We start from the raw sequence: 26,756 nt of genomic DNA, 5'->3' as shown, positions 1-26,756 counted from the left end.
AAAAAAAAACAACCTTCTGGCAGAGTCGAGGTTTCTTGAGTGTCGTCACGGGAATTGCCTTGCTTCTCCTGGCTTTCCCCTCTTATTCAAACTGGCTTTACCAGGATAAAACCCCAGTACAGCAACCCGGTCCATTAGACAGGCAACAGGTGGCCTATGTGACCATCAAAGGCATGACCTGCGAAGGTTGCGAAGGACATATCAAGCAGGAAGTCGCCAAAATCAAGGGCGTATCGGCGGTGGATGTATCGTACTCAAAAGGAGCGGCCACCGTGAAATACGATGGTAAAAAAACCTCCTTAGCCGACATCAAAAAAGCCGTGGATGCCACCGGCTACAAGGTCACCGGCACAAAAACGCTTTAAGGAATGACCGTCACAATCGAATCCGTGATTACCTGCCCGAGTTGTAGTCATCAGGCCGCAGAGATCATGCCGACCGATGCTTGTGCCTATTTTTATGAATGCACCTCCTGCCACCTCCTTCTAAAGCCGTTGGCGGGGGATTGTTGCGTATTCTGTTCGTATGGATCGGCGAAGTGCCCCCCGAGCCAGGAGCAAAAGGGCTGTTGTGCCTAATCGACTATGACCGATTCTATTTTTGTGAGCATGGTGCCTTACGTGCAGATCACGCGGGCAGAAACCAACCTTCATTTTTACTGTGACCAGTTGGGTTTTACCAAAAATTGGGAGCATCAGTTTGGCCCCAAATTTCCCCGATGCATTTCAGTTAGCCGGGGAGCTGTGGAATTTTACCTGACGGAACACCCGGAGAGTGCCAGGGGCGCGAAATTCTACATTGTCGTTGATAATTTGGAAGCCTTGTTCGATACCTATTTGGCCAAGCAACTCGTGAAACAGGGCGAACTGGAGGAAGACGAGCTGGGTCGAAGTTTTACCCTCAAAGACCCAGATGGGAACCGTTTGGTTTTTAATGCTGTGAACCATTAATCACCGAATCCGGGTATTAAGAGTTGAATCCGTATAACTGCCTAAATATTAGCTAATTATAGCCTTCACGTGGCGCATATACCCGGAATGTGTTAGCTACCCCAAAGTACGAAGTAGCGCGGGAGGCAAACGATGACCGGAAACGATATGCCAGCATTAAAGAAGTTAAAGCAAGAGAATTTGTCGATCACATAGTTGACTTATCCAGAAAAGAACACGCTGGAGGAGTTAACCATGTAGTCGGTACTGAAACAGGCAAAGTGTAAAACGTTGATACGTCTGAAACGGGATTAGAAAAGTTGGGTTAAAACCTAACGGGTTAGACCAGTAAGCAACTGAATTAACAGCGACTCAGCAAGCTGTCTGCTTAAACTCCGTGCTGCGTCTCAACGAACGACTTGTTTTCTGGTTGTTGCCTGCCAACCGGCCGCTTCTTGCCCGTTTTTCGCTTCCGTCGCCACCAGAGCATAAAACCCGTTATCGACAACAAACCGGGTGTCAGGCCCAATAGGGCATACAGAATTTTGATTGTCCAGTGGCCGTACATCCCGGCATGAACCGGGAAAATAAGGCTGTCAACTTTCTCAGACACCGTTTTCTGCGCGATGAATTTAGTGGCTTTTATCGTTCCGGTACGCCCGTCGAGCGTCAGTTCATCCCCGTAATCGCCAAACAGAAACGACCGACCACCAAAACTGCCATACACGACAACATCATCGGCTGCTTTTTCCGGTACATAAAGTGAGGAGACTACCAGGTCGGGGTATGTTTGCCGGACTATGGTCAGGGTGCGATCAATGGAAAACGGGAGGGGGGCTTGTTTCGTGGGCGGATTGGCAAGTGGCTCATAGTACTCCTTTGTAAATGTGTAGCGGAGCATCCAGAACCCGGTTAGGGCAATCATAGCATTGAAGAGCAAGGCCCAGACCCCTACAATCCGGTGCAGACCTGATGAGATGGTTCGCCAGTTTTTGCGGTTGACACGTACCCGAAATAAGAGTACCGGCACGATGCTCTTCCGATAAATCCAAAACCCGGTCAGCACCGATACCAGCAGCACAATACCCAGCAGAGCGACTACCAATTCCCCAGGTTTACCCCCCAACAGCGTGTAGTGAAACAGCAACAGCCAGTCGCAGACCTGATTGTACCGCTTGCCAAACCAGATAACCCGGCCCGTGTAGGGATTAACGTAGGCTTTGTATTGCACCCCATCAGCTTCCATCCAGAAGGCTACGCTCTGATTCGCTCGTTGTGGCACCTCGTCTAAGCCGATGTAGTTCATCTGTGGGTAGCGCGTCCGCACCCGTTCGTAACAGGCATCGAGCGAATGCCGCCGACTGGCCGTGGGTATCCTTACCGTCAGCCGGTCGGCGTAGAGCCAGTGGTTAAGGTCTTCGTTAAACACCAGTATCGACCCCGATACCCCGACCAGCAACAGAAAAACGCCGGTAATTAGGCCCGCCCAACTGTGTATTTTGAAAAGTTTGCGGTTCATAACGTACTGGTTCTACCGAATAAATGTCCATCAAAACACCTGACTCAGCGTCAGCCGAAACGAACGGGGGTTACCCGGCCAGAGATTCGCCGGGCCATACACCCCGTGGTAGTACCGGGTATCGGTCATGTTGAATAAGCCGCCGTTGATCCTGAATCCGTTTCGCTCGTAGCTAACCGAGGCATCGACGGTTGTATAGCCCGGCACCTCGAAGTTTGGTACGAACGTACTGCGTTTACTCAGGTGGTTGAAACCGGCCCCGATTTTGAGTCCCTTTAGTACCCCCTGTGTCAGTTTGTAAGTGGCCCACAGGTTGCCGTTATGGTTGGGCGCGTTGGGAAACCAGCCCGGCGCGTAGAAATCGAAGCCGGCATCACCGGGGGTGCGGGCTTCGTTGTAGGCGTAATTCGCCAGCAGGCTTAGGTTATCAGTCACATTGCCCTGTACCGACAACTCAATGCCCTTGCTTTTTACTTCGTCAACCTGAATCAGTCGCAGCCCGTCCGGGTCGTTGGGATCAGTAGTCAGCACATCCGTTTTCTGGATATAGTAGGCTGCCACCGACGTGATTAACCGGCCCGCCAGCCATTCGTTTTTCATCCCCACCTCAATTTGGCGACTGCCTTCTGGTGGGTACGGCCCACCTCCACCCCGGTTGGAGCCGTATTGGGGTTGAAACCCTTCGGTATAGCTGGCATACAGCGACGTGTTTTTTCCGGGCTGAAACACCACGCCCACGCGCGGAATGAACCGGGATGCCCGGAGTGTATCGCGGGCGGTCGTCGTATCAGCTACCAAATCAAACGAGCGATTTCGGAAACGGTGCGCTTCAAACCGACCGCCCAGGAGCAGTTTCCAGCGTTCACCCAGCGAAAGTTGATCCTGTACGTACAGCCCATAAAACTGCGTATTCTCGGTTACGCCACTCTGGTAGATGGCCGTCGCCAAAGCCGCCCGGCTGCGGTCGTAGGTCGCCCAGCTAAAATCGAGGTTCAGCAGACTCACCCGCCGTTCCGATAAACCGGCGTATTCGTAGGTTCGCCCCGAACTGTTCACATCAATGCCCGCAATGAGCGCGTGTTTTATAACTCCCGTTTCGAGTTCGGCGTTGAGGTACGTCGTTGACTGGAATTGGTAGAGCGGTTTTTGCCGGAAATAGCCATGACCGAGGGTGATCGAATCATTGGTGGCACCGATGCTGAAGTCGCCCGGCGATACGTCGAACTGATCCTGGGTGGCCTGGTACGTTCTAAGCAGCGAGGTTAATTTGATTCGCTCCGTAAAGCGGTGAGAAAACATCAATTGATTGGACACGCTGCTCGTTTTACTGAAGCCACGCGGGTCAACCATTGAGAAGTCTCGTGGATACCGGTCTAACTGCCACCTCCCTTCACCCAGCGACAGGGCGGGAACACCCCGTTGATAACCCATCGTCCGGCGGTCGTAGCCGTAGTTGAGTTCGTAGTTCAGCGTCGTCCGGTCCGAGAAAGTATACTGGAGTTGCGGAGCCAGGAATACGTTGCGAATTTTCTGATTGGGGTCTAACTGCCCGGTGTTTTCGTAGCCAACGATGAACCGGTAGAGCAGTTTCTGATTTTTGGTGAGGGTTCCAGTCGCATCGCCCATAAATCGGTACTGATTGAAGCTGCCAACCGTAGCGGCTACCTCGTAGCGGGGAGCCGCCTGCGCCCGCTTAGTGACATGGTTGATCACCCCGCCCGGATTCCCCGCGCTGAACAAAACGGAGGCCGGACCTTTCACGGCTTCGATTCGTTCGATGTTATAGGTTAGGGCTGCCTGGTCGAACTGAAAAAAATCGCCCCGTATGCCGTTGTACGCGAAGTTGCCCGGCGTTGACCGAAAGCCCCGTAGCACGTAGTCGCTGTACTGACTGGACGAGAATGCGTTGACACCCACCATGCTTTTGGTCGCTTCGGCTACGGTGAGCACTTGCCGATCCTGTAAAATCTCCCGGTTGATGATCTGTACAGATTGAGGGATGTCACGCAGTCGGGCGGGCATTCGGGTACCCAACTCGGTAGTTTTTTCGGTATAAGCTCCGGCTCGGCGGGTGGTCACGATTACTTCTTGAAGCTGTCGGGCCGTTTGTGTCAGCGTGATAGGCGGTAGCTGGATGGCTTGACCAACCTCAATCAGCAAAGGCGTTTCACTGGGCGCGTAGCCAACTATCGAAGCCGTCAGGGTGTATCGTCCGGGTGAGGCTTTTAGCGAGAACCGCCCGGCTACGTCCGTGATGGTGCCATGTCGTAGTCGCCCGGTGTTTATCTCCCGCAGGGCAATCGTGACTAATTCGGCGGGCTGATCATCGGCAGTGCGGACGCTTCCCGAAAGCATGACAAATGCGGGGTTTTCATTGTCGCCCGGTAAATGACGGGCTAACATTGGCGTTACGGCCAATGAACTAAGGACAAGGTAAAGCCAGAAACAGCGGTATAACGATAGCGTAGGGAGCGAATTGGACATCATTAATCAGGTTGTTGTGTCGATCAGCCTGTGGGAGAAAAAATCCATTGGCTAAACAGAACACAAACCTAATTATTATTTAGATTGATTAAAAATAAAGGTGTAGATGCCTTCAAAAGATCTAAAAAAAAGTCACTTTGTTATCATTTTCACGCGACTACAAACCACCCGGCTAAGTAACGACACCCGGTTTTGAATCAGCGTAAGTTGTGCCTGCCAACAACACCCGCTAATAGCCGATCATTCTGAAGTTTGGGTAAAATTGTGCTCTCGCTGACAGGAGCGCGGTGAATCTCATCCCCGTAGTGATTGTAGAGGACGAAGGTGCTTTGGGTAGCTCGTGGTACGATCAGATACAGGACAAATACTTCCTGCCGTTCGTAACGGGCCTGATGCATTTCCCAGCCACCACGGGCCGCGTAGGAACGAACATCAGCGATCAAGTCATTAAGCCAGCGCAATTGCTCGACTGGATAGTCACACCAGTGTGAGGACGATGCAATGCGTAATGGCTGGCAACTTGCCAGGCACAAGACTACTAAGCCAACTATAGCAGCCAATAATCGTTTGGAGTATAGACCAGCCATTGTCCACAGAAATAGCCGTTGTAATAGACTACGTATTGGTAAATCAGGTGTATAGTCAGTTTGTGAGCGTATATGGTATAAGGGTCATCGTGCAGCCATAAATCGTCCTGGATGAGCCGCCAAAAGCCGGTCGTTAGCCAGGGTTGTTACCCAAATCGAGTCGGCTCCTTCGCCCCGCCCGATCAGTTCGCCGTAGTGGTTGTAGAGCAGAAATCCCCGGCTCCGACCACAATAGCGGCATAGGTGCAGGACAAACACTTCCTGACCTCGATAATGGGCCTGATGTACTTCCCAGCCGTAGTGATAGGCAGGCCACGACTGGGCATTCTGAATCATCTGGTTCAGCCACCGTAGCTTACGAACGGGCTGTTCGCACCAGTGCTGATTAGCCGCCGGGAGTCCGCTCCGACGAGGCTGAATCGCCAGCAGGCCCAGGCTGAGAAGTAGTAAGAGTTTCATGCAGGTCCAGTTTAGGAATAGTCATGGGGTTACTCCGGTTAGAACTTGATGACAATCATGGCCGCTGCGAAAGCCCCGAAGGTCGTGTAAGCAGCGGCCCGGTGATAGGGTTTCAACTCGTAGTTATGCTGGATCTGTTTCGCCAGAATATTTGTGGCAATCATTCCCGTCAGGTGAACGATGGCTAAGTATTTGTGTAGTTTGATGGAGTTAAGTCCACGTTGCCGTTTTCCCAAAATTGGGGGTGGGGCCGTTAGCGATAGCAGTGCGGTGGTAGCGTAGCTGATGTTGACCGCCGTGCCAACAGCTTCGTGCGCGTTCCGTAGCCGCGTGTAACGGGCACCCTCAGCATGGTAGAGGTTGGCTCCCAGAATACCCTGAGCGATAAAACCTGCCAGCGTCACAAAGCCCAGTACCTGATGGCTTACCAGCATTGTACGTCGTACTTTCAATTCTCTCTGCCGACTTTCAGTAGTCAACGGAGCCAGGCCCGTTAGCCTTAACAAGCCTTTTTCACCCCAAAAAGCCCGTTGGGTAAATACCATCCGCTCCGGTAGCAGTGGTTGAACGGTGGACGAACTATCGAATAATTCCGTCAGCAAACTATCAGCGGCCGTAGGTGACACTACCCGCGTTGTATCCTGCGCGTACAGTGGTCCGGTCAGCAGGAGGCATAATGCCCCCCAAAGCAATATCTTCATACCAGAAAGTGGCTCACCGGACTAAACCGGTGAGCCTGACAGGGTTTAGAAATAAGTCGAAAAGCCAAACTGGAAGCCAGCGGTGCGGGCGGGCGGGTTGCCCAGCAGATCCGTCTGCCAGTGATAGCGGTAGTTCCCCCGGATAACCGTCGTTGGAGAAGGCCGGAAGCTGATGCCGGGTACGATGGCCCAGATGTCGTCTCGGATCGGGTCGCCTGTTTCGGCAAACGTGCCGACATTATAATCCACCCGTTCAACGCGCAGAGCCGCATTGACGACCGCCTTATTCCAGCCCAACATTCGTTTACGAACTAATGGCTGTACGATGTCTACCCAGCCCCCTTGTTGCATCCGGCCAAACTGTTGCGTATAAGTCGCTGGCACGTCGATACTGGCCCAAACCAACTCGCCGTTGATGTACGTACCCATTGGCAGCGTGGTATTGAAATCCAACGCCCAGACATCCACCCGTCGCCGTTTGTCGAGTGTCAGCCCATCGTCCTGAAACTTGTTAAAGACCCCTCCCATCCACGAAAGGCCAATTTCACCTATTTTCCGACGTTTGATCGCTGATTTGAGTGTGACCAGTGGCACCCCGTTGAAGCTTTCTTCAAAGCGGTCACGGTTCGCTTTGGTGGCAGGCAGAAACGTCCGGTTCTGATTATTGGCGATAATCTGATCGTCAAAGCCGTTGGTCAAATACGCTTCGTAAGCCCATACCCAATCGCGGGTGTATTTCTTGCCGTACAGACCGAAGCCCACATTGCTCCAGGTGGAAGGAATGATGGTAATCGACGATAAAGGCCGGTCAATGAATTCCCACTTGGGGCCGTCATGGTTCTGGTTGAACGAGCCAATCGGATTCATAATGATGCCACCCCGCAGGTTTACCAACGGGTGCAACTCGATGTCCATAGCGGCAAACTCAATGTTAATTTCCTTCGTCCCGTCCTCGAACTCGATCTCCGAAAGAAACTTGATACGCCGGTTGATGCTCGATGCCAGAAAAATCGTCATTCGGCGGGCCTGAAACGATAATCCTTCCGTAATGCCATCGGTTTGCATGTACTGGGTGTTGGCTTCCAGGTACCCCCCAACCGAGACGGGCATTTTGTTGGCTGTCAGAAACGGGCGGTCATACGTCGCATCCATGTTCAACTTCAACTGCTGATCTTTCGTCCGCAGTGTGGTATCACGGCCAAACAACTGGTTAAAAGCCGAAGTCGAGTCCGTCTGTGCCTGGGCGGGAGCCATAAGCAGCACAATACCGATCAGGAGTAGTAGCGTGTGTTTCATCCTCAGCCGATGTTGATGTAAATGTTTCCTTCATCAGTTGTCACGCGGTAGGTCGTCAAATCCTTTTCAGCAGGGCCTTCCGTGACCTTTCCCTCGGCCGTGTACTCGCTGCCGTGAGCCGGGCAGGTCAGATAGCCATCGTGGGCATTCAACTCGTTGCCCTGATGGGTACACTTCATCAGCACCGCCGTGTATTCGTCGCCGGTTCCTTTTCGGCGCAGGTAGATCGGGTGTGACTGTCCCTTCATTTCGACTAAAATGAACGGGCGCATCGTGACTGCCCCTTTTTTGTCCACACTCTCGAATTCTTTCTTATTGACTTGAATAGCCCGGTCTTTCAACACGGGCATCTGCGCGTAATAGACACTTTTACAGCTACTCAGCAACATGGACAGCGAAGCCGTGCCGAGACAAACGGCCCCACAGGTTTTCAGAAAATCGGTACGGGTAATGATTGGATTGGATTCCATAGTTGGTTTGAGGAGGGTTATAGAGAGTCTAAAAATTTGAGCAGTTTCGACCGATCCGTATCCGTCAGAGCTACGTATTTGCCCCGGCTTTTGGTCGCTTCTCCGCCGTGCATCCGAATGGCTTCATCCACCGAGTGAGCGCGGCCATCGTGGAGCAGAAACACCCGACCCCCCTGTGAGTTCTTCGACAGACCCAGCCCCCAAAGAGGTGGTGTACGCCACTCCGATGTTTTGGCGGTGCCTTCGGTGTAGCCATCATCCAAGCTCGAACCCATATCGTGCAGCAGCAGATCGGTATAGGGGGCGAAGGTTTGGTTGGATAATACGGCAACATCCGATTGGGGCGTTTTCCATTGGGCCGTATGGCATTTGCCGCAATCGGTACTCATGAACAGGGCTTTGCCAGACATTACGTCAGCATCGTCCGCCGTGCGCTGTACGGGTACTTTCAGAGTTCGCAGGTAGAAAACCACCGCGTTGATTTTCGCCGAGGATACTTCGGGATCATCGGCCAAATCCCCTGCCTGCCCCGATACTGCGTAGTTAATCGGGTCTTCGGAGTCGAACTCGCTGGTAATCCCCATGTCCTGCTTGTAGGCGTTGACGGTCTGATGCAGCAGGTCGATAGCAGCAGCCTTTTTACCAAACCGCCCAATGTATTTGTCGTTCTGTGGCTTATGATACCATTGAGACTTAAAAAAGTGAGGTGGTGCAATCCAGTTGGGTACGCCCGAAATGCCATCGCCGTCTTTGTCGGCAGGGTCAGCGTTGGCTAAAATCTGCTCGTCAGACAAAGCACCCAGCAGGCCCAGGCCCGTATTGGCCGGGGGCATAAAGTTGGAGAAGGCTGCTCCTTTGGGCAGTTGTTCCGGAGTATGCCCACTAATGGCCCGATTCTGGAGTTGGGGTCCGCCCTGGTGCATAAATTGGTTGCCCGTTTCGTCGGACTGTCCGAAGCGAGTCAACGTTGTGAACGGATGCCCTTTTCCGTCTCCGGCATGGCAGGAGCCGCAGGAGGTAGCCACGAATATTGGCCCCAGACCAGTAGCGGGGGTGAATATTTCGTTATTGAAAGCCGCATCACCTGCCAGAAACAGGGCGTTCTGTTCAGGGGTTAGTTCGGCAATTGGCCCGTCGAGTAGTGCGTCGTTGGCGGGTGTGCCCGGCAACAAGGTCTCGCAGGCAACGGCTGCAAAGACCAGCACTGCCCCATACAGGAAGAGTAGAGTTGTCTTCTTCATACTAAAATTATGATAGTCTAAATGACTGAATGTTAGGGAATAAAAAGTGGGAGATAGACGAGTTCGAGTACTCAGCAGGATACTTGCTGAGATGGATACCAGCGACTGTATGCCCGTAGTGGAGCCGATACGTCGAAGCATCGAACTGTTACCCCCGCGAAGAAGACAAACGGGGTGGCCCTCGTGGAATGGGCCGGGCCAGATAAACCGTCAGGGTTGAAGGCGTAGGCCGAAAGAAAACGGGCTGAACGATGAGCCTAACCAATAGCAAAAATGCCACAAGCAGGGCAAAAGCAGGCATGAACGCCGGATTGCTAACCGCATCGAGCAGCAGCAGTTCGTGGGTCGTGTGCGGATTAGGAGAGAGCGGACACGACTTACCGAAAATGTTGTAGGGGTGCGCGTGGGTAATAATCTGCCCGTTCGCTAATCGGTGAGCATGACGGAACACCACCGAGTTGATTTGCATCAACACGAGCAGTCCCAGCAATAGCCGGGCGATTGGTTGCCGTATGTTCTCCCGTATCAACAACTATATAGCAATACCCTTAAAATGCGTTGATTCACTTTTTCATACTCATAACACGTTGAGTGGGTAAAAGTTTAGACTTCCCTAAATTTCAATTTTGGCCCATAGAAAAAGGTCGCTTTGCCCAGCTTTCTTATGACAGATTGCTTTAAAAAGGCTTTCAGCGCAATGTATGGAAAATACTTATCTGTAAGTTTTTCTACTTAGTTCCCCCTCAACATCTTTCCCTGTACTATCCTGATATATTTAACTACGACAAAATCCTCGTGAATTACGACAAAATCCTCGTCAAACTGGGGGCTGCGCCCATTATTTTGTATTTTTCCCTTTTTGATTTTTGTTTTTTCTTTGTTTTTACCCAGAGCTAATTTCTGATTGAAATTTTATCCACAATATTTTTTCGCTTTAGAAGCCCCCCTTCACAAATTTTGAGAATTTTATGTTTTATTTATTATTTATAGGCTCCTTAACTGTTTGATTTCCAGTATTTTATAAGGTCTAATTACGACAAAATCCGAGTTTTATACGACAAAATCCTCGTGGAACTACGACAGATTCCGAGTTTTATGCGACAAAATCCTCGTAGAGCTACGACAAAATCCTCGTGAACTATGACAAGCTATTACGACCGTCGTTTTTGCTTGTCGTAAATGTGTATAACTTTGCATACGGATAGCTTTTGCTGTATGGAAAACAAATTAATTGTCCAGGACAACGCCATCACCAGCGCGCGTTATGAGATGAACGCCCTGGAAAAGAACATCGTCTATATGATGATGGCCCAGCTTCGGAAAGATGATGCTGCCGACACAATTTACTATATATCGGTGCGGGAGTTAATGGATAAAACAGCTACCAAGAACTCCTACGAAGATTTCAAGCGGGCCACTGAGCAGCTTATAGGCAGGGTGCTACAGATTCACCGGCCAAATGGGAATTTGCTTCAGGTAGCCATGATCTCGTCGGCAGAGTACATGGTTGGTCAGGGAATTATCGAGATTGGCCTTGATCCTAAAATTCGCCCGTTCTTTTTTGACCTGAAACAAAACTTCACTGCTTTTCAGCTTCACATGGCTCTTAGTTTGGACAGTAAATATGCCAAGCGGGTGTATGAAATGCTGGCTCAGTACAAAAATCTGGGCGAATTGAAGATTGAGGTGATTGAGTTAAAACGTCGGTTATACCTATATGACGAAAAGACCGGCTCCGAGCAATATAAAAACTGGGCTGACTTTGAACGTCGGATTCTGATTGTGGCTCAGAAAGAAATCAATGAAAAAACGGATCTGCGTATTTCCTATGCAACGGTGAAACAGGGTCGCCGGGTTGATTCACTGGTTTTCACGATAAAAGCTGGACTTCAGCAAATGGTGATTGACTATAAAGATGAGAACACTGCCCTGTTTAGCCGGTTGGTCAATGATTTTCGGCTTCGGAAGGAACAGGCGCAGGCGGTTGTTGACCGTTTTAGCGCGGCTGATATAGCTAAACGTCTATACGATATTCAGATTATGCGCTCGGATGGCAAAATTCAAAATATTGGTGGTTACACCGCTAAATCGTTTGGTGTCTGATTTACAGTTGCTTAGGTAGCTGACTTAGTTCGTTTTCAGATAGGGCAGGGGTCATGGCAGTAGTGATAAGCTGCGACTTATTTTGAGCATTGACCAACAGGGCCAACGGGGAGAAAAGAATAGTTGCTGGTTGTTTAGGCTGCCATTCGGCGAGTTGCTGACGGATAGATTCCAATAAATTAGGGGTATTTTCAGCAAGCCATATACCTACAAATCGCTGCAAATTGTATTGGTAAAAAAATATATCTGGTTTTAAAATTGTCATCGGTAATCCCGAACCTGTCCGCTCCACGAACGCCCAGCCGGGCTGATCGAGCAGCAATCGCCGAATCTGCGCGACCCGACTCCGGTGTTTTTCAGCCTGATTGACTTTTTTTGGAGCAGTTCGAGTCGATAGTAACTGATCCTCGCCAAGGGCAACTTGATAATAATACCTCGATTTAATCAGCCGATTCAGGGTTCGGTACGACCAACTTTCATCTGCCGCATTGTGGAGGTAAAAGTGTCGTTCCTGCTTGTTTTCGATGGCAATCAGCAGTCGGTAGTGGGTCCAGGTCAGTTCAGTGCGGAGCTGTTCGCGCAGACTCCTGAATTCTCCACGCACTGCGTGGAGAATTGGAAAAACCAGATAAAACTGTTTAAACCACCACAAATTCGATGTCTTGTAACCCTTGCCATAATGCTGAGTCAATTCGTCGGCAAGCGATTCGACTAAATGAATGCCGTAGTCAGCCCGACCCTGACCCTGCTGCTCGGTCTCGACGATGATTCGCCCGATATGCCAGTACGCTTCTACCCGCGCAAAGTCCGGCTCTCCCCGCAAGGCTTCCTGCTGGGGCGAGAGAAGTTGACGTAAGTACTCATGCAATTCCACAAACGATTCCGGGTTGGATTCGGGTTGCGACTCCGTTTTGTGGGTTGTTTCCTGTGCGATGCTGTCGGTCATTGCTATGCGCTTATCCATGTTGGTTTTGCCTCACCCCCATCACTGCTTTTTTCGACTTCCATAAAGAAGACATTACGGAAGTCGGAATGGCTTACTCAAAATACGTCGTCCAACCGCTCTTCACTCGCCCGTGCCAAGCGCATTTGCTCTTTCACTGTATGCGTGTATATCTGCGTCGTTGCCGGTGATGCGTGACGCAGTACCCCTTGAGCCTCCTCGATGCTGCCCCCGTTGAGCAAGATATTCACCGCCGTGCTGTGGCGAAACGAGTGCGCCGTATAATCTGGACTGTTTATACCAATATCCTGGAGTTGCCGCTTGGCAATCTGCCGAATCGTGCGCGTCGTCAGTCGCCCATCGCGGTTGTTATTGGAGTGCGATACAAACAGCGGCTCCGCCGGATCAGTCTTCTGTCGGGCGGGTTTTCCAGAGGATGCAGAACGATTTATCAGATAAAGCCGAATGGGTTCATAGGCTTTGTCAGTTAGAATCACGAAGTCATCTTTTTCATCGCGTCCCTTCCCCTGAATTTTCAGCACCCGCTTCCCCGCTTTCATACTAATGTCGCCCACGTCGGCCCTGATTAATTCAATCGTGCGTAAACCCGTCCTGAGTAGTAAGCTGGCGATAGCGTGGTCGCGCAGTGCTTGTAGTTGCTCCTGATCGGTCGGAGCGAGTTGTTCCTCTGGTTGTTGGGCAGAAGGGTCGGCGGTCGTTAACAAGTTTTTACCCTGCTCGGCGGTGAGTGGTTGCCGACGGAATTGCTGTTTGCGCTTGGGCGACTTCACCCCACGAGCGACGTTTGGATACAGTTTATTGGCTTCGGCCCACTCGTAGAATTTACGAACTGTCGTCAGGTACGAGCCGACCGTTAGCCCGCTCAGACCATTGGCTAACAGGGATTCTTTGTAGTGAATAATAATGGAGCGGTCAACCTGGTTGAGGGCGTAGTTTTGGCCCTGTAGCCAGTTCAGAAACAGCCTCAATGTTCGCACGTATAATTCCCGCGACGACTCAACCACATCCTGGTCGCGGGCGAAGCGGGTGATTAAAGCATCTATCTCCTCAACTGGGTTCCGGGCCAATGTGTCCGTCGGAAGCGATACAGCCAATTTAGATGTATTCATAAGCAGCAAGATAAGACATTTTTTTTCTGTTATCTACCTGTACAAATACCAAGTTTCGGCAAATATACCTACATTTGCCGAAACTTGGCACACAATGGCTAATCAAGTATTTATCGGGCAGTTTCATATAGGTGCAACAGTATCCCGGCAAGAGTTGGCAAGTCGGTTACGATTGCTCTACCCAACAGCCAAGCCAACTACCATTGACTGGCACATTTACGGTCTGCTGCAACAGGGTTGGCTGGCTAAGTCAGGGCGGGGTCAATACCAGGTAGTCGATCAGGCAGGGCAATCTACTTTTGGGGCCAACGCTCAATTACCAAACTCATTTAACGCCTGGCTGGAGCCGTTACGTCAGGAATTCCCCTACCTGACCATCTGCCTGTGGACTACGCGGTGGCTACAGCCGCTGCTGATGCACATACCCTTTGTAGAATACTGGCTAATTGAGGTTGAGCGGGATGCCGTTGATGCGGTTCGTGGGTTTTGCCAGAAAACGTTTGCGACGGGGTCGGACTCAGCCGTGCCGGTGGTGCGGGCTACAGACTGGCCCGTACTGGAGACCTACCTGACCGATCACCCAACGATTGCCATCATCAAACCGCTTATCAGCGAGGCCCCCCTACAACCGTTGGGCAGCGTGACGACGATAACGGTTGAAAAGCTACTCGTGGATTTACTCGCCGATAGTTCATTATTCTTTATGTACCAGGAAGAGCTACCCCGAATTATGGAAGGGCTCACTGAAAATTACGTCATTAATGTGAATCGGCTTCAGCGGTACGCCCGCCGACGGAACCACTTACCCCAACTCAAAGACCTGCTGACCACCGGAACGTCGGTTGCTATACCAAACCAGTCTAAAGCGTGATTCTCCCACAAACCTTTACCGCTACCTGGCTGCAGACCATTGCCGCTCAGTACCCGAAGAAACTGGACGTAAAACTGCTTGAGAAAGTAACCTGGGCGTTGTATCTGCTCGAACAACTGCACGACCAGAACCTATCGTTCGTTTTCAAAGGCGGAACGTCGCTCATGCTCCATTTCGACCAGCCGAGCCGACTGTCCATTGATATTGACATCATCATGCCCCATCGGCCCGACAACCTGATCACCCTGTTCGACAAGATTGTTGGTCAGGGTCAGTTTACCCGGTGGGCAGATGACTCCAACCGAAAAAGCCATCAGCACGTCCCCGTTGAGCATTACAAGTTTTTCTATACCAGCCGGATTGATGCAGGAGTCCGGGTGGGGTTTGGCGAGGAGCCGGTATTGCTGGACATTCTGTATGCCGAAGCGGACTACCCGACCCTAACAACAAAACCGCTTAACCACGCCTGGCTACAGGTTACTCAGCCTATTCACTCCGTACAATTGCCAGACATTAACTGTTTACTTGGCGATAAACTAACGGCTTTTGCTCCCAATACGACCGGCATTCTGTATGCAAAAAAGCGACCTTTAGAGGTCATCAAGCAATTGTTCGATGTGGCATTGCTCTTCGACCACGCCACTGACCTGAACCTGGTCCAACAAACGTTTGAGCGGCTGGCGGGCCAGGAAATTACCTTCCGGCAATTAACAATTTCCCCAGATGACGTGCTGAATGATATTTTCGATACGGCCCTGCTCTTAGCCCGACGCGATGTTCGGCAGCAAGAATTCATGTTCCTACAGGACGGTATCAAACGGCTCAACAGCTTCGTTATGGACGAGTTTCGGATTGAGCAGGCAATTGTAGCGGGTGCGAAAGCCGCTTATCTCAGCCAGTTAATCCTAACAGAATCTGCGGGTATTGAACGCTACGACAATGCGGCCCAAATCGCCGACTGGCAGATAGACAATCCGGCGTTGGGCTGGCTAAATAAGCTAAAGAAATCCTCGGCAGAAGCCTTTTTTTACTGGTATCATGCCACGAGTTATTGAAATTCAGTTGCTGATGCGGTTATACCTGGCCAATTTGCGCCAGAAATGCTCCAATCTTCTCCAAGTCGTCCAACCGCCATGTATTGGGTTGCGTCCCTCGGTGGGCTAAATCCCGGTAGTGCTGTAAACCCAGCAATCGTCGGAATTGCACCAAAGGAATAGGGGACTTTTGCAACCATTCATACAACCCGTCACGGATCGTAAAGAAGGCTTGTAAATCGGCCTGCTCCTCGTCACTACCGTACCGTTCGACCAATCGGGCAATATCGGCATAGTTAAATGGCCGCTCTCCACGTCGCTTAATGTAGTAGTTGGTCATGCTCAACCCCAGATACATGGCCATAGTTGGCGCGTCTTCCTCTGATACCCGTTCGGTCATCTTCGCCAATATCTCCCGATACCGGCCAGCGGCTTCCAATAGAGTATTGGGGCGATCTTTATCGTCCCTATTCTGTAGATGATTCATCGTCAACTGTAACCAGATCATTGAAGCGACTAAAGTCCGGGCCGGTGCCACTCGGCTTGATTTTGTGTAGTACAGACGGGGGCAACTCAAACCGTCGGGGGTTGCGGAGTTCCGCTCCTTCGTCTAAGCAGAACTCGACTAAGCTGGCATTCTCGAAAGGGGTTTCGGGATAATACCGCTCGATGAAAAACAACCGGCGCGGGTCTAACTCGAACTGACGCACAGCTTCATTGGCAATTGTCTCGACGTTTTCAGTCACTTCTAAGCCGTTCCTAACCTCGGTGGCAATCACCACATTCAGAGTTCGGCACACCTCCACACTGCACTGGCAAACCTCGAAGGCTGCACTTCTATACTCCAGAATGTGAGATTCCATGTTCATACGTTTAGGTTGAGTAAAGACATTTTTGCTTAGACAATTAATGCCGGGGAAATGTTCGCCGAGTCTCCTCGTTAGGCGACCCTGGCGTCTGAGCCGTCTGTTGCGGTTTTTCGGTCGGCTTGTTGGCTAACGCTTGTGTTTGTTTCTGATACTGTTGAAGTTGCTCATTCCAATCTTTTTCGGCGGGCCGTTTAATTTCTACAACCTGCGTGAGTCCCCGAAAATCGAGCAGCATTTTTTCCAGCCGGATCAGGAATGGCCGTTGTTTGGGCATTTCAAGCCGAAGTTGGGTAAGATCTGATGGCCCCCCTCCCACTACTTCTAAGCTGGCCCGCTGCTGGTCGGGTTCGTAGCCCCGGTTGAGAATCGTTACGCCCTGTTGCCAATAGCGTGTAAATGCATCGGTTTGGGGCGTAGCGGTAGCCAGTCCATCGAAGATTACGGTGCATTTCCGCTCCGAAGCCATCACCCGGCCTATCGGCCCTACCCCCACCGGCGACCGCGCCGGGTTTAGTTGGGCCAGCCACATCGTATTGTAATAGATGCCGCTGGGGTCATTGTCATTACCCAACAAAATACGCTCAGGCCGAAGGCGACTGATGAGCCGCTGGACGGTCAGGGGTTGAGCGTATGAGGGCGTACCCGCCAATGACACATAGACCCGCTCGTGTGGCTGCGCGGGCGGGTGCAACTCGTGGTAGGACAAAGCATCAATCGGGCTTTCACAGATAAATAGCTCCTTCGGTAGCCGGGTGGGGTCAACGTTGCTGACCCAAACACCATCGTCTTTGCTACCCCGAATCTGGTTGAAGCTATCGTTCCGAACCACAAGGCCCAACATTCCATTACCATTTTCGAGTGGGAAGACGGTGTTAGTCGTGCTGAATTTATTGTCTTCGCTGGTATAGGTTTGGTTGAAAATACGTTGGCTAAAGGGGAACGAAGACAGTGTTTCGGGCCGAATGCCCCGGCTCTCTAAATAGCGCGTATCCGTTAGCGGCTCCATCCGAAAATATTGGGCGACCGCCCGGCTCCGCTTCACCTCCTCAGTAGGTTGCTGGTGTACTGTATGCTGCTGATGCGTAGGGCGACCCAAATAATCGTTGAGGTAATCGGCTACCTCCCGCCAGCCTTTTTTGGTGCTTAGGTCATAGTGTTTCTTACCCGCCACAAAGTCAATAACGGTTCCTTTGTCGAAGTCGTCGCTGGGGTTGTAGTATCGGTATTCGCCATTCTGTTTGCGCGACACAATCAGATGCCGGTCGGTATCGGGCTGCTCCATCGTCACCCATTTGCTGTGCCGCGATCCTTTGGTCGTTTTGACCCGAAACCCCTCCTGTTCCAAAAACACGACCAAATCAATCTCTCTCCGATAGTCATCTAACGAATGTGTAGGCTGCATAACCAATCAGTTAGCGAAGTCGAGGGCCGCGTCGTTGCTCCTCATTGGCGGCAGGTTGAGGGACTTGACCAGATCGAACACCGGGCCGCCGGGCGGGCGGTTTTTTCTCCGTCTTCGCGCTTTGCCCCGACGACGTTCCTTTCAGTTGATGGCTCGGCCGGTTCAGGTCGCTGGTGGTTTTAAGGTCGGTCGTTTTTTTCACGGCGGTGTCGGGAACGCTGGTCACATTCAGGCTCCGTTTGGCGGCTGACACCTGCACATAAGCCGAAAACATCTGACCATTCTGCCCAGTCAACCCGTCGAGCCGGATGGCTTTTCCCTGGCCAATCAGTTCGCGCTGGGTTTGTGTCAGCGGTACGCCGTTGATGGTTTTGGGCAGTTTAATTTGCTCCTCCCGCGTCACTATGAGTTGTTGAGTCCTGGCATCGGTGCCGATGAAAGCCCGGTAAGGTTGTTTCATGCGCGGATCAGTCAACTCCACTGCCCTACCCAATTCGCCAGATTTGATCAGATTGGCCCGGTCGTCGGCAGTGAAGGTGTAGCCCTGAATCTGTTTAGGTATGGTTAGGGCGCGGACGAGTTTTTGGTCACGTATCGGCTGGATGCGGAGTTTAAGCTGCCCATTGACCTCAACCACGCGGAGTTTACCCGTCAGCGACACATAACGCCCATCAATTTTTTGGTCAAGCGTAAGTGGCCCGGTCTGCTGCCCACCCAACAGCCGGGTAAGCTGCCCTTTGTCAGTAAGTTGCTCCCGGCTGATGCCGGCTGCGGCTAATTGGCTTGCCACCTGTTCCCACGAGTATGTCCTAATCATTACAGGTTCAGCCCGTTGAGCATGTATAGGCGCTGGCCTGGATACCTTTTCCGGGATGACCGGCTGTGGCTGGCTATCGTTGACCGGACGGGGCGACACGCCTTGCTGCTGACCCGTTAACTTCTCGACCCGGAGCTGCATATCGCGGTTCAACCTGTAGTTGTGCAGGAAATTAGCCAGTAAGTTGCCGCTCACGATCACCACTTTGGGCATTGGTACATCTGCCTGTTGTGGCTTTGCTGGCTCAATGCGTTGCGTCTGTTCGTCCGTGATAGTCAGGCGGTAAGTGGCCTTGGGGTCAATTCCTTCGGCGGGCAATAAGTGTTTAGTCGCCTTCACCGACTGATGCGTCGCCCATAAGTGGTTCGTCAGCCGATCCAGTAACTTCCGGTCGGTCGTCACGTCTGCCCCAACCACTTTTTCACGAAGAGCCTTTTTGGTTAGGTTGTCATCGTACAACGCCCTGGCAATCTCCTCGTTCGAGAGCAACCCATCGTTGCCCAGGTACTGCCGTAATGCCTCTGACTGACTGGGTAGTTTCAGGGCGTATTCTTCCGTCTCAGTCTGTTCGGCGATAGTCTGTGCTTTATTCATGATGCTTTTCGATTTTCTTTGCAAATCAAAATCTATCTTTACTATAGATAAAATTAAGGTAGAACGTATGAATTATCAACGTAAGAAGGTTAAGTTTTTTGTGTTTTTGATCATCATAAGGGTCGTTTTTTGCCCTTTTAGCCAGGCTCAGGTTATTTTTAGGGAGCAAAAACTAACCCAAGACTCGTTGAAAGTCAGCTATTTTAACGAACCAGTAAGATTTACCAAACCAATCAATAATTTTTTCTCTGATTCGACTACAGAAAGCCGCACGGATTCGGCGTTGGTGGCCTGGCTAAGTGGGGTTGGCGAGAGAAAGCCAGTAGTTGGTTCAGGCGAAGCATATGTGGGGGCGGCTGATCGCCTGCGGCATATCCCGTCGATACTACCCGTGCGGATTGACCGGAGGGAGCAATACAGAGTGAGTAGTTGGTTTGGCTGGCGATGCCACCCCCTCTCGGGCCGTACTCAACTACATAATGGCATAGATTTTCCGCAACCCCTCGGCACACCCATCTATGCGACAGCCGATGGACAGGTTAGTAAAGTGGGGCTTCAACCAAGTGGTATGGGGCTAACAATTCAGGTGACGCACCGCGACGGTTTTGCAACTCTATATGGTCACCTAAGCCAATTCGAGGTAAAACCCGGCCAATGGGTACGTCGGGGGCAATGTATCGGCCGCGTCGGAAAAACGGGGCTGACTACCGGGCCACACTTGCATTATACTGTACAGTATCGGGGAAGGGCAATTGACCCAAAACGATATTGTTTTTTGGTATTATAATTTTATACATCGCACAGATAATCAGTAGCTTATAACTATTAAGCCTAATTTTGCAAGCGGCCTTGCAAAATTGGGCTGGAGGCATCTTCACACCAACTCCGCTACCCGCATTTCTTCCATCCTATCCCAAATTTTGACTTTTATTCGGTTTTTGGTGGCTTGGCTGTTCAGCAAAGGTAAATCGGTGTTGTCGGGATTGAACAACCAGTCGGGGTTTATGTCATGTTCCTGCACGTAGTAGAGGGCTAAAGCTAAAAGAGCCTCTATGCTCATACTGAGGTCTTTTTCGGCCCGAAAGATAATGTTCTGGCCCAGGCCAAGCGTGTCCTGAAAGTCACGTTGTGAAAGCCCGAACTGAGTACGGAGTTGACCAAGCCGATGGGCGAGTTCTGAGCGGTAAGGTTGTATATCTATAGCCATAGGCGAGGGTTGGGTATTGCCGGTGACTAAGGAGCTACCAGCAGGTAACTGAGTTCCGGGGTTTGGGCAATTCGGTCTAATTCGGCGGTCAGCAGTGTATCCACATCGGCCTTTATCTGCCGGTAGTTTTGCTCCAGTAGATTGGCTAAGGCATCGTCGGATAGTTTAGCCTGCGCCGTTAATTCAGGGATGGGCTGGAAAGCCGCCATCTCCTGTTGCGTCTGCTCGCTAACGAGTAACTGCCCGTGAAAAATTTTCTGACTAATCGCTTCCACAAAATTATCGGCTACAGCTCCTACAAAAAAGCCCTGTGATAGATTACTGAGTTTACTTTCGGGAATTAAAGAGTCCAATTGCGTGGAGATGCTCGTTGTCGTATCTTTTTCACTAATTGTATAGGACTGCCGACGCTGCACAATTTTACCAAATCGAGCCGAGAGCGTCTTGGCGGTTTCGCCCACAACCTGTCCCGAAAATACATTGCCAACGGTGTTGAAGATAACGGTAGCCTCTTTGTCGCCATAGTCCCTTTTCAACTGGCTGAGGTCCTGCAAGCCCAGGCAGGTAGAAACCTTATTGCTTCGTGCGGTAGCAATGAGGTTATCGAGACCCCGGAAATAAATAGTAGGCAACTCATCAATAATAATCGACGATTTGAGTCGCCCTTTACGGTTAACGAGCCGCACCAACCGGGCGTTATAGAGTCCCAGCGCGGCTCCATAGACTTCCTGCCGGGTCGGGTTGTTGCCTACGCACAGAATTTTGGGAGCCTTGGGATCATTAATTTCCAGCGTGAAATCATTACCCGTCATCACCCAGTATAAGGCAGGCGAAGCAAGGCGGGCCAGCGGAATTCGGGCGGAAGCAATCTGCCCTTCCAATTGCTCAAAGGCCCGTTTTTTCAAGGCACTGGCAAACGGAATCGTGTAATTCTCAACATCACGCTCCGCCAGCAGCACCGGAAAGATTTTTTCATACTCGCGGTTGGCAAACTCGATGACGTGGGGAAAGGTACAATACCGGCCATTCTGGTATTTTTTTAGAAACCAGATGCAGGCCGTCAGGAAGTTCATAGGCGACTCAACAAAGAAGTCGCCCTGCCGCTGAATCCAGGTTTTGTTGAGGTTTAGCAGGATGGTACGAGCCGACTCCTGCGCGTCCACAATGTCAGTCATGCCCTCAGGCGACAGTGGGTTACAGCGGTGCGACCGACGCGGATCATCGAAGTTGATAATAAAGAATTTTGGCTTGACTGCGTAATTCTGGTGGTGTTGTAACAGGTAGTTGTAGGCCACCGTTGACAGGTCGGGGAACTTGAAATCGTAGATATACATCGCGAAGCCTTTCTCAATATGCTGCCGGATATAATTGTTAATAACCGCAAAGGTTTTGCCGGAGCCAGGTGTACCCAACACCATCGCGGCCCGGAAGGGGTTGACAACATTGACCCACCCCTGCTTCGTTCGGCCCCGATACCGGTATTCAGTGGGTATATTGACCGAAAATTCATTGTCGATCAGCTTGTCTTCCTGGGGGAACGACTCGTTTTCATCATTGAACAAATCTTTGTCCAACCGAATATTAATGATCCGGTTGGCATCATTTCCCGCCCGGATCAGCAGCAAGAACCCGCTGAGGGTCGTCAGGGTGTATATACCCGTCCTGAGTGCTATTGAAAGCCACTCCCAATGAAGCAGGGGTGTGTTGGCGAACATCAGCAGGCCGCCAGCCCCAGCACCCAGTAAGACCCGCTGCCAGGTAATGGTCAGCGTTTTCTTTGGTTTGTTCCCAAATGAATACACTGCTAAAGGCAGAAGGGCAAGGAGCTTGCTGATACCCGGACTCGAAAACAGGTGCAGCCGTTGGTTGAGATTTATAAGAAACTTATCAATTAACGGATGCGTGAAGCCATTACCCTGCCAGGTCTCGTAGCCAAAAAAATAAAGATGGCTCGCGATAATGGCGAAAGCCAGATATAAGATGACGGCAAGAATGCCCCGGTATTCTTTGTCCTGTTCCGTACTCATGCGGTTAATTTGCCCATCCCCTACCCCGCTCAATGCGCTACCCTACAACTACGACAAATACCTCGTTAGCGAATAGGCACAGGTTTCCCGACAGTAACCCGCTCTAACTACGACAAAATCCTCGTGAAATCGCCATACCCATTCAATTTCATCAATCTACTACGACAAAAACCTCGCGCTGAACCGGGCTATCTACGACAATTTCCTTGTGGAAAAAGGCATAGTCAGCCTAATTACGACGAATTCCGCGTAAGTGTCTATCGTTCTCACCAATGGTTGTCTCGGTTAAGCCAGCCATTGATTGGAATCTTATTCCGTTATTGTCAGGGCGATCAGTTAGGGCTCGTATGGGTTGGTCCTTCAGGTCATTGCTCAGGCTTTTTTGGTTGACATTTTCCTGACTCCGGCGCGTCAAATCGAGTAGCAGAGTCATATCGTCAGCAAAAAACGGAATTGATTTTTGATTTGCAAAATAAATCAATCGTCTGGCCCCATCGACCCGTCCTTGATTGCCTACAGCAAGCGCATTGGCTAACTGTATCATCTGCCTTCCCAATGGTGTTTCAAGACCCGCCTGGTAGGTTCGGAACTGATGTTCGCCGTAGCCAAGCAAGCGGAGTTGGTTGACAGTCTCCTCTGAAAGATCCACGTGGGTAGCCGGGTCTGTTTTATAGTGGCCAACCCGAAACGTCGAACCGTCTGGCTGGATAAGTATTCCCTGTCGGTAGAACTGTTCGACCGTAGCCCACTCCTTGTTGCCGGACATTTGTTGGGTCAATAAGCCAGCCTGATACTCGTTGTATTGCTTACCCACCTGGCTCCACAAGTCAGAGGGCAACATTTTTTGAAGCCGATTCATATTCACACTATCGAAGTGGCCCCCTGTTAGCCTCTCCCCTACTGCCAGCCATTCGTATAACCGCTTCTCTCCTACCGGAAAGTTTTTTCCGAAAACTACCCGATGCCCATACGACGATGTCATCAAATTTTCCTGCTGACTGGCTATTAGGGGCAGCTTTAGTTGCGGATTATGACGGTGAGTCACCACCCCTTCGAGAAGTGTGATGTCAACAGCCCGTAGAAATGCGAGTCGGCCACTTGGCGACAGCGTTAACTGACTGGCTAATTCAACATAATTTGTTGCTGATCGCCTAAATTCAGCCCCCTCCCTGGCTCGCATCAGGGTCAATTGCCCTTGTTTGTACTGTTCAAACTGGCGAACGGCGGTTATAGCTCGGTCGGTTGCCACGCCTTCCGCCCGTAATTGACGCACTAATTGTGTGAATGGAAAGGCTTCTATGACCTGGCTCTCGAAATTACTCCCTGTTTGTTCCCTATATATAGCATACTGCCGGGCAACCTGACGGCCTAATGACTGACCTTCCTCCGGGCTGATCTGAATGCTCAGGCGTTCGGTGTGAGTGCTAAATTCCTTTTGTAGGGCTACTTTACTATATGGCTTACCCAATTCTACTTCGTTCCAGAGAGTTTTAGTATGGGTATCGAGGTACAAGTATGTCTGTCCATCATCAATGACCTGAACACCTACGGCCCGAAGTGTCGCATAAAAATCTGACTCGGTTAGGGAAGAAAATGCCGTAAGCTCACGCTGAAGCCTATTCAGGAAGGCGGGCCTTAGCTGTTCTTTCTTGATTTGGCCCTGTTCAAATATGGCCTTTAGGCGGTTAAACGTAGGTTTTCCAATCAGTTTGCTGGCTTTTATAGCAGGCGAGACGGCTTTGTCTCCATCAGTGAGTCGGAAAACTACCCCGGTTGACTCACGCCCCTGCACATTGCGGATTAGGGTTCGGACCTGAATGTGAAAACGGTCCAACAGCCTGCTCAGGTCGGCGAACGAGGTGCAATTGTATTCGTTCAGTACGTGTTGTATCGTCGCATCGAGTGCAGCTTTGGTCTGCTCTTGGCTGATGCGGCCCCCAAACGGTTCGCCTATCCCGGTGATAATCGGTATGTTTTGCGCGGGCTGTTGCCCTTCCGCCTGCACCAAACCAAACTGAATTTCGATGTCCTTGCGGATTGCATTCAGCCGGTTCCTGATAAACGTATCAGAAATTTTTCGCCCGTTTCGATCCACACATACAGTCACTATATGTACGTGTGGGTGGGCTGTATCTTGATGCTGGTATAGAATATAAGGCTGTTTTCCATACCCGGCTGACGCTAAAAACTGGCCTGTAATCTGGCGAAGCTGTTTATCCGATAGCTGCTCGTCGGGATGAAAAGCCAGCGAAATATGGACAGTTGGCTTTTCCACGCGCGGGTTCTTACTCGCTAAAAACTCAAGCATTTCCCGCTTGGCCAGCCATGACCAGTTGGTAGTTTCCGGGTCAGGGTAATTGCCAATGTACAATCGCTGCGCTTGCCCGCTCAGTACTTTTTGTTCGTTATACTGTAGTGCGCCCGCTATATTTTTTCCGGTGAGGAGCCGTACAACCATATCGAAATTCCCTTAATGGTTTCTGTTAATTGTTGAGAAATTGCTAGTAGCTGACTCGCAGCAGTCGCACTTTCCCTCTCATGTTGTGAGTGTTTTTGTTCGCCTTCTTCCCCGCTACTATACTCCACGGTATCAGTTTTGTAGCTGGCAAGGATTTGAATCTCGTCCCGAATTTCGGATAAGGTCATCTGAATCGTCAAGGCTTCGGCCCGCTGATTGGCCCTCTCCCCTACCCGTTTCGTTGATAATATCCGTTGCCTGATGAATTCGGCAAAGCTTACTTTTTGCCCTGTCGTTTCTCGCTTATACTCAGTTTCTAACCAGTCGAAGTCTTTGCCAGTTAGGGTGGTCTTCACCGTTTTATTGACCTGGTGTTCCTCTTTTTTTCGGGTTCTCCCTCCTCTTCCTTCCGCCATTGGCATCCCTATCTATAGCTATATAACTTCAAAATACGCCTAATTCGTCTAAAAAACACATCTTGCTTTTTTCGAGTAGCCGAAATTGACTCTTCGGGTTTGGTCACTTCAACGGTTGACCCTTTGGCAAGAAGTGTTTTTTGGGCCAGACTATAGAGCTTCATCATTATTCATAAAATACTAAAAATCTAAGTTTTATATTTTTAGCCAACCCCTCCCCGTCTCCTGCAATTGTATCGCTCCCTTAATCTGCCCTCCTAATACTGCATCAATAAAACACAGTGTTAATAAAATACTAAAAATATAAAATACCAGACACTTGCCTTGTTCACAGAATATCTATATTTTTATAAAATACTAAAAAAAAGTATTCCAGAATTACATAATAACTTTTAGTATTTTATGAATTATTGGAAGATAAAATAATTTATAACAGTATTTTTTAAAGTACTGCTGTAAGACTAAATAAAATAAAGTCTGTAAGTTTGCCTAAAATCATTTACTACAGTATGGCAGTATTCATTTCTATCTGTACACAGAAGGGGGGGACGGGCAAGACGACCCTGACCATGCACATGGCTACCTACTATCACGTCGTTGAGAAGCGAAATGTGATTGTGCTGGATGCCGACTTTCCCCAACATTCGTTTTTCAACGAACGCGCCCTGGAAATCGCCAAGCTCCGCCAAGACCCGGAACTTATCGCGACATTACAACAGCAGGGGAGGGCTCCCTACGAGGTTCGCAAGGTAGCCATGACGGATGCGCCTACCCTGCTCGATCAGTTGGCCGACACGCCCGACACGATTGTGTTCTTAGATATGCCGGGAACCATCAATATTGCAGGCTACGACCAGGTCGTTCGCCGACTCGATTACATTATTCTGCCGATGGAGGCTGACAAACTCACCTTTGCGGCTGGCATGATGACGCTGGATGCTTTCTCGAAAATCAACCGACCGGCAGGAAAGCCACTGAAGAGCTACCTCCTGTGGAACAAATACAAGTCGAGCGAACGGCAGACCATTTATGAGTCCATCGAGACAATGGCTGGGCAGCGACCCGACCTGACCATTCTGGACACTCGGGTTAAGGATTCTGTGGTGTGGAAAAACAATCGCTCCACCCTATTCCCTTATGGGGAAATAAAAAAATTGATTGCTGAGATAAATCAAAAACTTGCTTTTAACAGTTAAACT

27 protein-coding genes are annotated in these 26,756 nt (G+C 50.5%); 9 read left to right on the top strand and 18 right to left on the bottom strand.

Annotation, left to right across the window (positions count from 1 at the left end; genetic code table 11):
- From EQG79_RS29635 to EQG79_RS29625, 3 genes are all read left to right on the top strand, one after another.
- Positions 1–365: cation transporter (locus tag EQG79_RS29635; protein WP_165358985.1), on the top strand; the 365-nt coding region annotated here is incomplete at its 5' end.
- Between the two features lie 3 nt (positions 366–368).
- Positions 369–578, top strand: a complete 210-nt coding sequence (locus EQG79_RS31420) for a GDCCVxC domain-containing (seleno)protein (protein WP_129606727.1) — start codon at positions 369–371, stop codon at positions 576–578.
- 6 nt (positions 579–584) lie between these two features.
- A complete protein-coding gene (locus EQG79_RS29625) occupies positions 585–950 on the top strand; it encodes a glyoxalase superfamily protein (RefSeq protein WP_129606725.1) in 366 nt (121 codons plus the stop codon).
- Between the two features lie 367 nt (positions 951–1,317).
- On the opposite strand, the gene EQG79_RS29620 is transcribed toward EQG79_RS29625, so the two are convergent.
- Positions 1,318–2,448 (bottom strand): PepSY-associated TM helix domain-containing protein, encoded by a 1,131-nt coding sequence (locus tag EQG79_RS29620; RefSeq protein WP_129606723.1) that lies wholly within the window; start codon positions 2,446–2,448, stop codon positions 1,318–1,320.
- A 30-nt stretch (positions 2,449–2,478) separates the two neighbouring features.
- Positions 2,479–4,803 (bottom strand): TonB-dependent siderophore receptor, encoded by a 2,325-nt coding sequence (locus EQG79_RS29615; RefSeq protein ID WP_165358984.1) that lies wholly within the window; start codon positions 4,801–4,803, stop codon positions 2,479–2,481.
- Positions 4,804–5,219: 416 nt separating this feature from the next.
- Here EQG79_RS29615 and EQG79_RS29610 point away from each other — a divergent pair, with 416 nt between their 5' ends.
- The gene (locus EQG79_RS29610) at positions 5,220–5,423 is read left to right on the top strand and encodes a hypothetical protein (RefSeq protein WP_129606719.1); all 204 of its coding nucleotides are present in this window, start codon (positions 5,220–5,222) and stop codon (positions 5,421–5,423) included.
- Positions 5,424–5,603: 180 nt separating this feature from the next.
- On the opposite strand, the gene EQG79_RS29605 is transcribed toward EQG79_RS29610, so the two are convergent.
- The 6 genes from EQG79_RS29605 to EQG79_RS29580 all read right to left on the bottom strand — a co-directional run bounded on the left by EQG79_RS29605 (position 5,604) and on the right by EQG79_RS29580 (position 10,176).
- Positions 5,604–5,978 carry a hypothetical protein gene (locus tag EQG79_RS29605; RefSeq protein WP_129606717.1) on the bottom strand — a complete coding sequence of 125 codons (375 nt, stop codon included), beginning with the start codon at positions 5,976–5,978 and terminating at the stop codon, positions 5,604–5,606.
- A 38-nt stretch (positions 5,979–6,016) separates the two neighbouring features.
- Positions 6,017–6,679, bottom strand: coding sequence for a hypothetical protein (locus tag EQG79_RS29600; protein WP_129606715.1), 663 nt, complete (start codon positions 6,677–6,679; stop codon positions 6,017–6,019).
- A gap of 45 nt (positions 6,680–6,724) precedes the next feature.
- On the bottom strand, positions 6,725–7,975 hold the full coding sequence (locus tag EQG79_RS29595; RefSeq protein WP_129606713.1) for a hypothetical protein: 1,251 nt from the start codon (positions 7,973–7,975) through the stop codon (positions 6,725–6,727).
- 2 nt (positions 7,976–7,977) lie between these two features.
- Positions 7,978–8,445: a QcrA and Rieske domain-containing protein gene (locus EQG79_RS29590; protein WP_129606711.1), complete on the bottom strand. Its 468-nt coding sequence runs from the start codon at positions 8,443–8,445 to the stop codon at positions 7,978–7,980.
- Between the two features lie 17 nt (positions 8,446–8,462).
- Positions 8,463–9,686: a di-heme oxidoredictase family protein gene (locus EQG79_RS29585; RefSeq protein WP_129606709.1), complete on the bottom strand. Its 1,224-nt coding sequence runs from the start codon at positions 9,684–9,686 to the stop codon at positions 8,463–8,465.
- Positions 9,687–9,834: 148 nt separating this feature from the next.
- Positions 9,835–10,176, bottom strand: coding sequence for a hypothetical protein (locus tag EQG79_RS29580; RefSeq protein WP_165358983.1), 342 nt, complete (start codon positions 10,174–10,176; stop codon positions 9,835–9,837).
- 725 nt (positions 10,177–10,901) lie between these two features.
- Between EQG79_RS29580 and EQG79_RS29575 the strand changes: the two genes are divergently transcribed.
- Positions 10,902–11,789: a replication initiation protein gene (locus tag EQG79_RS29575; RefSeq protein WP_129606705.1), complete on the top strand. Its 888-nt coding sequence runs from the start codon at positions 10,902–10,904 to the stop codon at positions 11,787–11,789.
- Between the two features lies 1 nt (position 11,790).
- Here the strand turns inward: EQG79_RS29575 and EQG79_RS29570 are convergent, their stop codons facing one another.
- Both EQG79_RS29570 and EQG79_RS29565 read right to left on the bottom strand, forming a co-directional pair.
- Entirely contained in the window at positions 11,791–12,753 is a 963-nt protein-coding gene (locus EQG79_RS29570; RefSeq protein WP_129606702.1) for a DUF1016 N-terminal domain-containing protein, read from the bottom strand.
- Positions 12,754–12,830: 77 nt separating this feature from the next.
- Positions 12,831–13,862 carry a tyrosine-type recombinase/integrase gene (locus tag EQG79_RS29565; RefSeq protein ID WP_129606701.1) on the bottom strand — a complete coding sequence of 344 codons (1,032 nt, stop codon included), beginning with the start codon at positions 13,860–13,862 and terminating at the stop codon, positions 12,831–12,833.
- Between the two features lie 172 nt (positions 13,863–14,034).
- Between EQG79_RS29565 and EQG79_RS29560 the strand changes: the two genes are divergently transcribed.
- Positions 14,035–14,733: a DUF6577 family protein gene (locus EQG79_RS29560; protein WP_129606699.1), complete on the top strand. Its 699-nt coding sequence runs from the start codon at positions 14,035–14,037 to the stop codon at positions 14,731–14,733.
- The gene (locus EQG79_RS29555; RefSeq protein ID WP_129606697.1) at positions 14,730–15,788 is read left to right on the top strand and encodes a nucleotidyl transferase AbiEii/AbiGii toxin family protein; all 1,059 of its coding nucleotides are present in this window, start codon (positions 14,730–14,732) and stop codon (positions 15,786–15,788) included. The genes EQG79_RS29560 and EQG79_RS29555 overlap by 4 nt, the downstream gene beginning before the upstream one ends.
- Positions 15,789–15,807: 19 nt before the next feature.
- Here the strand turns inward: EQG79_RS29555 and EQG79_RS29550 are convergent, their stop codons facing one another.
- The 4 genes from EQG79_RS29550 to EQG79_RS29535 are packed head-to-tail and all read right to left on the bottom strand — an operon-like array spanning position 15,808 to position 19,449.
- Positions 15,808–16,254, bottom strand: coding sequence for a hypothetical protein (locus EQG79_RS29550; RefSeq protein ID WP_240699517.1), 447 nt, complete (start codon positions 16,252–16,254; stop codon positions 15,808–15,810).
- Positions 16,235–16,630, bottom strand: a complete 396-nt coding sequence (locus EQG79_RS29545; protein WP_129606695.1) for a hypothetical protein — start codon at positions 16,628–16,630, stop codon at positions 16,235–16,237. Before EQG79_RS29545 ends, EQG79_RS29550 begins: the two co-directional genes overlap by 20 nt.
- A gap of 43 nt (positions 16,631–16,673) precedes the next feature.
- Positions 16,674–18,038 carry a toprim domain-containing protein gene (locus EQG79_RS29540; protein WP_129606693.1) on the bottom strand — a complete coding sequence of 455 codons (1,365 nt, stop codon included), beginning with the start codon at positions 18,036–18,038 and terminating at the stop codon, positions 16,674–16,676.
- Between the two features lie 10 nt (positions 18,039–18,048).
- Entirely contained in the window at positions 18,049–19,449 is a 1,401-nt protein-coding gene (locus EQG79_RS29535; RefSeq protein WP_129606691.1) for a DUF3945 domain-containing protein, read from the bottom strand.
- Here EQG79_RS29535 and EQG79_RS29530 point away from each other — a divergent pair.
- Positions 19,448–20,236 carry a M23 family metallopeptidase gene (locus EQG79_RS29530; RefSeq protein WP_129606689.1) on the top strand — a complete coding sequence of 263 codons (789 nt, stop codon included), beginning with the start codon at positions 19,448–19,450 and terminating at the stop codon, positions 20,234–20,236. The two genes, EQG79_RS29535 and EQG79_RS29530, sit on opposite strands and share 2 nt — an antisense overlap.
- Positions 20,237–20,323: 87 nt before the next feature.
- Here the strand turns inward: EQG79_RS29530 and EQG79_RS29525 are convergent, their stop codons facing one another.
- The 4 genes from EQG79_RS29525 to EQG79_RS29510 form a co-directional block, all read right to left on the bottom strand.
- Positions 20,324–20,656 (bottom strand): helix-turn-helix domain-containing protein, encoded by a 333-nt coding sequence (locus EQG79_RS29525; RefSeq protein WP_129606687.1) that lies wholly within the window; start codon positions 20,654–20,656, stop codon positions 20,324–20,326.
- 26 nt (positions 20,657–20,682) lie between these two features.
- Positions 20,683–22,683, bottom strand: coding sequence for a conjugal transfer protein MobC (gene mobC, locus EQG79_RS29520; protein ID WP_129606685.1), 2,001 nt, complete (start codon positions 22,681–22,683; stop codon positions 20,683–20,685).
- A gap of 229 nt (positions 22,684–22,912) precedes the next feature.
- A complete protein-coding gene (locus tag EQG79_RS29515; RefSeq protein WP_129606683.1) occupies positions 22,913–25,141 on the bottom strand; it encodes a relaxase/mobilization nuclease domain-containing protein in 2,229 nt (742 codons plus the stop codon).
- Positions 25,108–25,557, bottom strand: coding sequence for a hypothetical protein (locus EQG79_RS29510; RefSeq protein ID WP_129606681.1), 450 nt, complete (start codon positions 25,555–25,557; stop codon positions 25,108–25,110). The genes EQG79_RS29515 and EQG79_RS29510 overlap by 34 nt, the downstream gene beginning before the upstream one ends.
- A 509-nt stretch (positions 25,558–26,066) precedes the next feature.
- Between EQG79_RS29510 and EQG79_RS29505 the strand changes: the two genes are divergently transcribed.
- Positions 26,067–26,753 (top strand): ParA family protein, encoded by a 687-nt coding sequence (locus EQG79_RS29505; RefSeq protein WP_129606679.1) that lies wholly within the window; start codon positions 26,067–26,069, stop codon positions 26,751–26,753.
- Positions 26,754–26,756 lie beyond the last annotated feature (3 nt).

It is taken from the genome of Spirosoma sordidisoli (genome assembly GCF_004138325.1).
Classification (GTDB): domain Bacteria; phylum Bacteroidota; class Bacteroidia; order Cytophagales; family Spirosomataceae; genus Spirosoma; species Spirosoma sordidisoli.
Note: the sequence above shows the minus strand (reverse complement) of the source record. Positions and strands in the feature narration are given on the sequence as shown.

Excerpts from the sequence above, each read along its gene's own strand:
- EQG79_RS31420 (WP_129606727.1), top strand. The coding sequence starts at position 369 with ATGACCGTCACAATCGAATCCGTGATTACCTGCCCGAGTTGTAGTCAT.
- EQG79_RS29625 (WP_129606725.1), top strand. The coding sequence starts at position 585 with ATGACCGATTCTATTTTTGTGAGCATGGTGCCTTACGTGCAGATCACG.
- EQG79_RS29620 (WP_129606723.1), bottom strand. The coding sequence starts at position 2,448 with ATGAACCGCAAACTTTTCAAAATACACAGTTGGGCGGGCCTAATTACC.
- EQG79_RS29615 (WP_165358984.1), bottom strand. The coding sequence starts at position 4,803 with ATGCTTTCGGGAAGCGTCCGCACTGCCGATGATCAGCCCGCCGAATTA.
- EQG79_RS29605 (WP_129606717.1), bottom strand. The coding sequence starts at position 5,978 with ATGAAACTCTTACTACTTCTCAGCCTGGGCCTGCTGGCGATTCAGCCT.
- EQG79_RS29600 (WP_129606715.1), bottom strand. The coding sequence starts at position 6,679 with ATGAAGATATTGCTTTGGGGGGCATTATGCCTCCTGCTGACCGGACCA.
- EQG79_RS29595 (WP_129606713.1), bottom strand. The coding sequence starts at position 7,975 with ATGAAACACACGCTACTACTCCTGATCGGTATTGTGCTGCTTATGGCT.
- EQG79_RS29590 (WP_129606711.1), bottom strand. The coding sequence starts at position 8,445 with ATGGAATCCAATCCAATCATTACCCGTACCGATTTTCTGAAAACCTGT.
- EQG79_RS29585 (WP_129606709.1), bottom strand. The coding sequence starts at position 9,686 with ATGAAGAAGACAACTCTACTCTTCCTGTATGGGGCAGTGCTGGTCTTT.
- EQG79_RS29575 (WP_129606705.1), top strand. The coding sequence starts at position 10,902 with ATGGAAAACAAATTAATTGTCCAGGACAACGCCATCACCAGCGCGCGT.
- EQG79_RS29570 (WP_129606702.1), bottom strand. The coding sequence starts at position 12,753 with ATGGATAAGCGCATAGCAATGACCGACAGCATCGCACAGGAAACAACC.
- EQG79_RS29565 (WP_129606701.1), bottom strand. The coding sequence starts at position 13,862 with ATGAATACATCTAAATTGGCTGTATCGCTTCCGACGGACACATTGGCC.
- EQG79_RS29550 (WP_240699517.1), bottom strand. The coding sequence starts at position 16,254 with ATGAATCATCTACAGAATAGGGACGATAAAGATCGCCCCAATACTCTA.
- EQG79_RS29545 (WP_129606695.1), bottom strand. The coding sequence starts at position 16,630 with ATGGAATCTCACATTCTGGAGTATAGAAGTGCAGCCTTCGAGGTTTGC.
- EQG79_RS29540 (WP_129606693.1), bottom strand. The coding sequence starts at position 18,038 with ATGCAGCCTACACATTCGTTAGATGACTATCGGAGAGAGATTGATTTG.
- EQG79_RS29530 (WP_129606689.1), top strand. The coding sequence starts at position 19,448 with ATGATGCTTTTCGATTTTCTTTGCAAATCAAAATCTATCTTTACTATA.
- EQG79_RS29535 (WP_129606691.1), bottom strand. The coding sequence starts at position 19,449 with ATGAATAAAGCACAGACTATCGCCGAACAGACTGAGACGGAAGAATAC.
- EQG79_RS29525 (WP_129606687.1), bottom strand. The coding sequence starts at position 20,656 with ATGGCTATAGATATACAACCTTACCGCTCAGAACTCGCCCATCGGCTT.
- mobC (WP_129606685.1), bottom strand. The coding sequence starts at position 22,683 with ATGAGTACGGAACAGGACAAAGAATACCGGGGCATTCTTGCCGTCATC.
- EQG79_RS29515 (WP_129606683.1), bottom strand. The coding sequence starts at position 25,141 with ATGGTTGTACGGCTCCTCACCGGAAAAAATATAGCGGGCGCACTACAG.
- EQG79_RS29510 (WP_129606681.1), bottom strand. The coding sequence starts at position 25,557 with ATGGCGGAAGGAAGAGGAGGGAGAACCCGAAAAAAAGAGGAACACCAG.
- EQG79_RS29505 (WP_129606679.1), top strand. The coding sequence starts at position 26,067 with ATGGCAGTATTCATTTCTATCTGTACACAGAAGGGGGGGACGGGCAAG.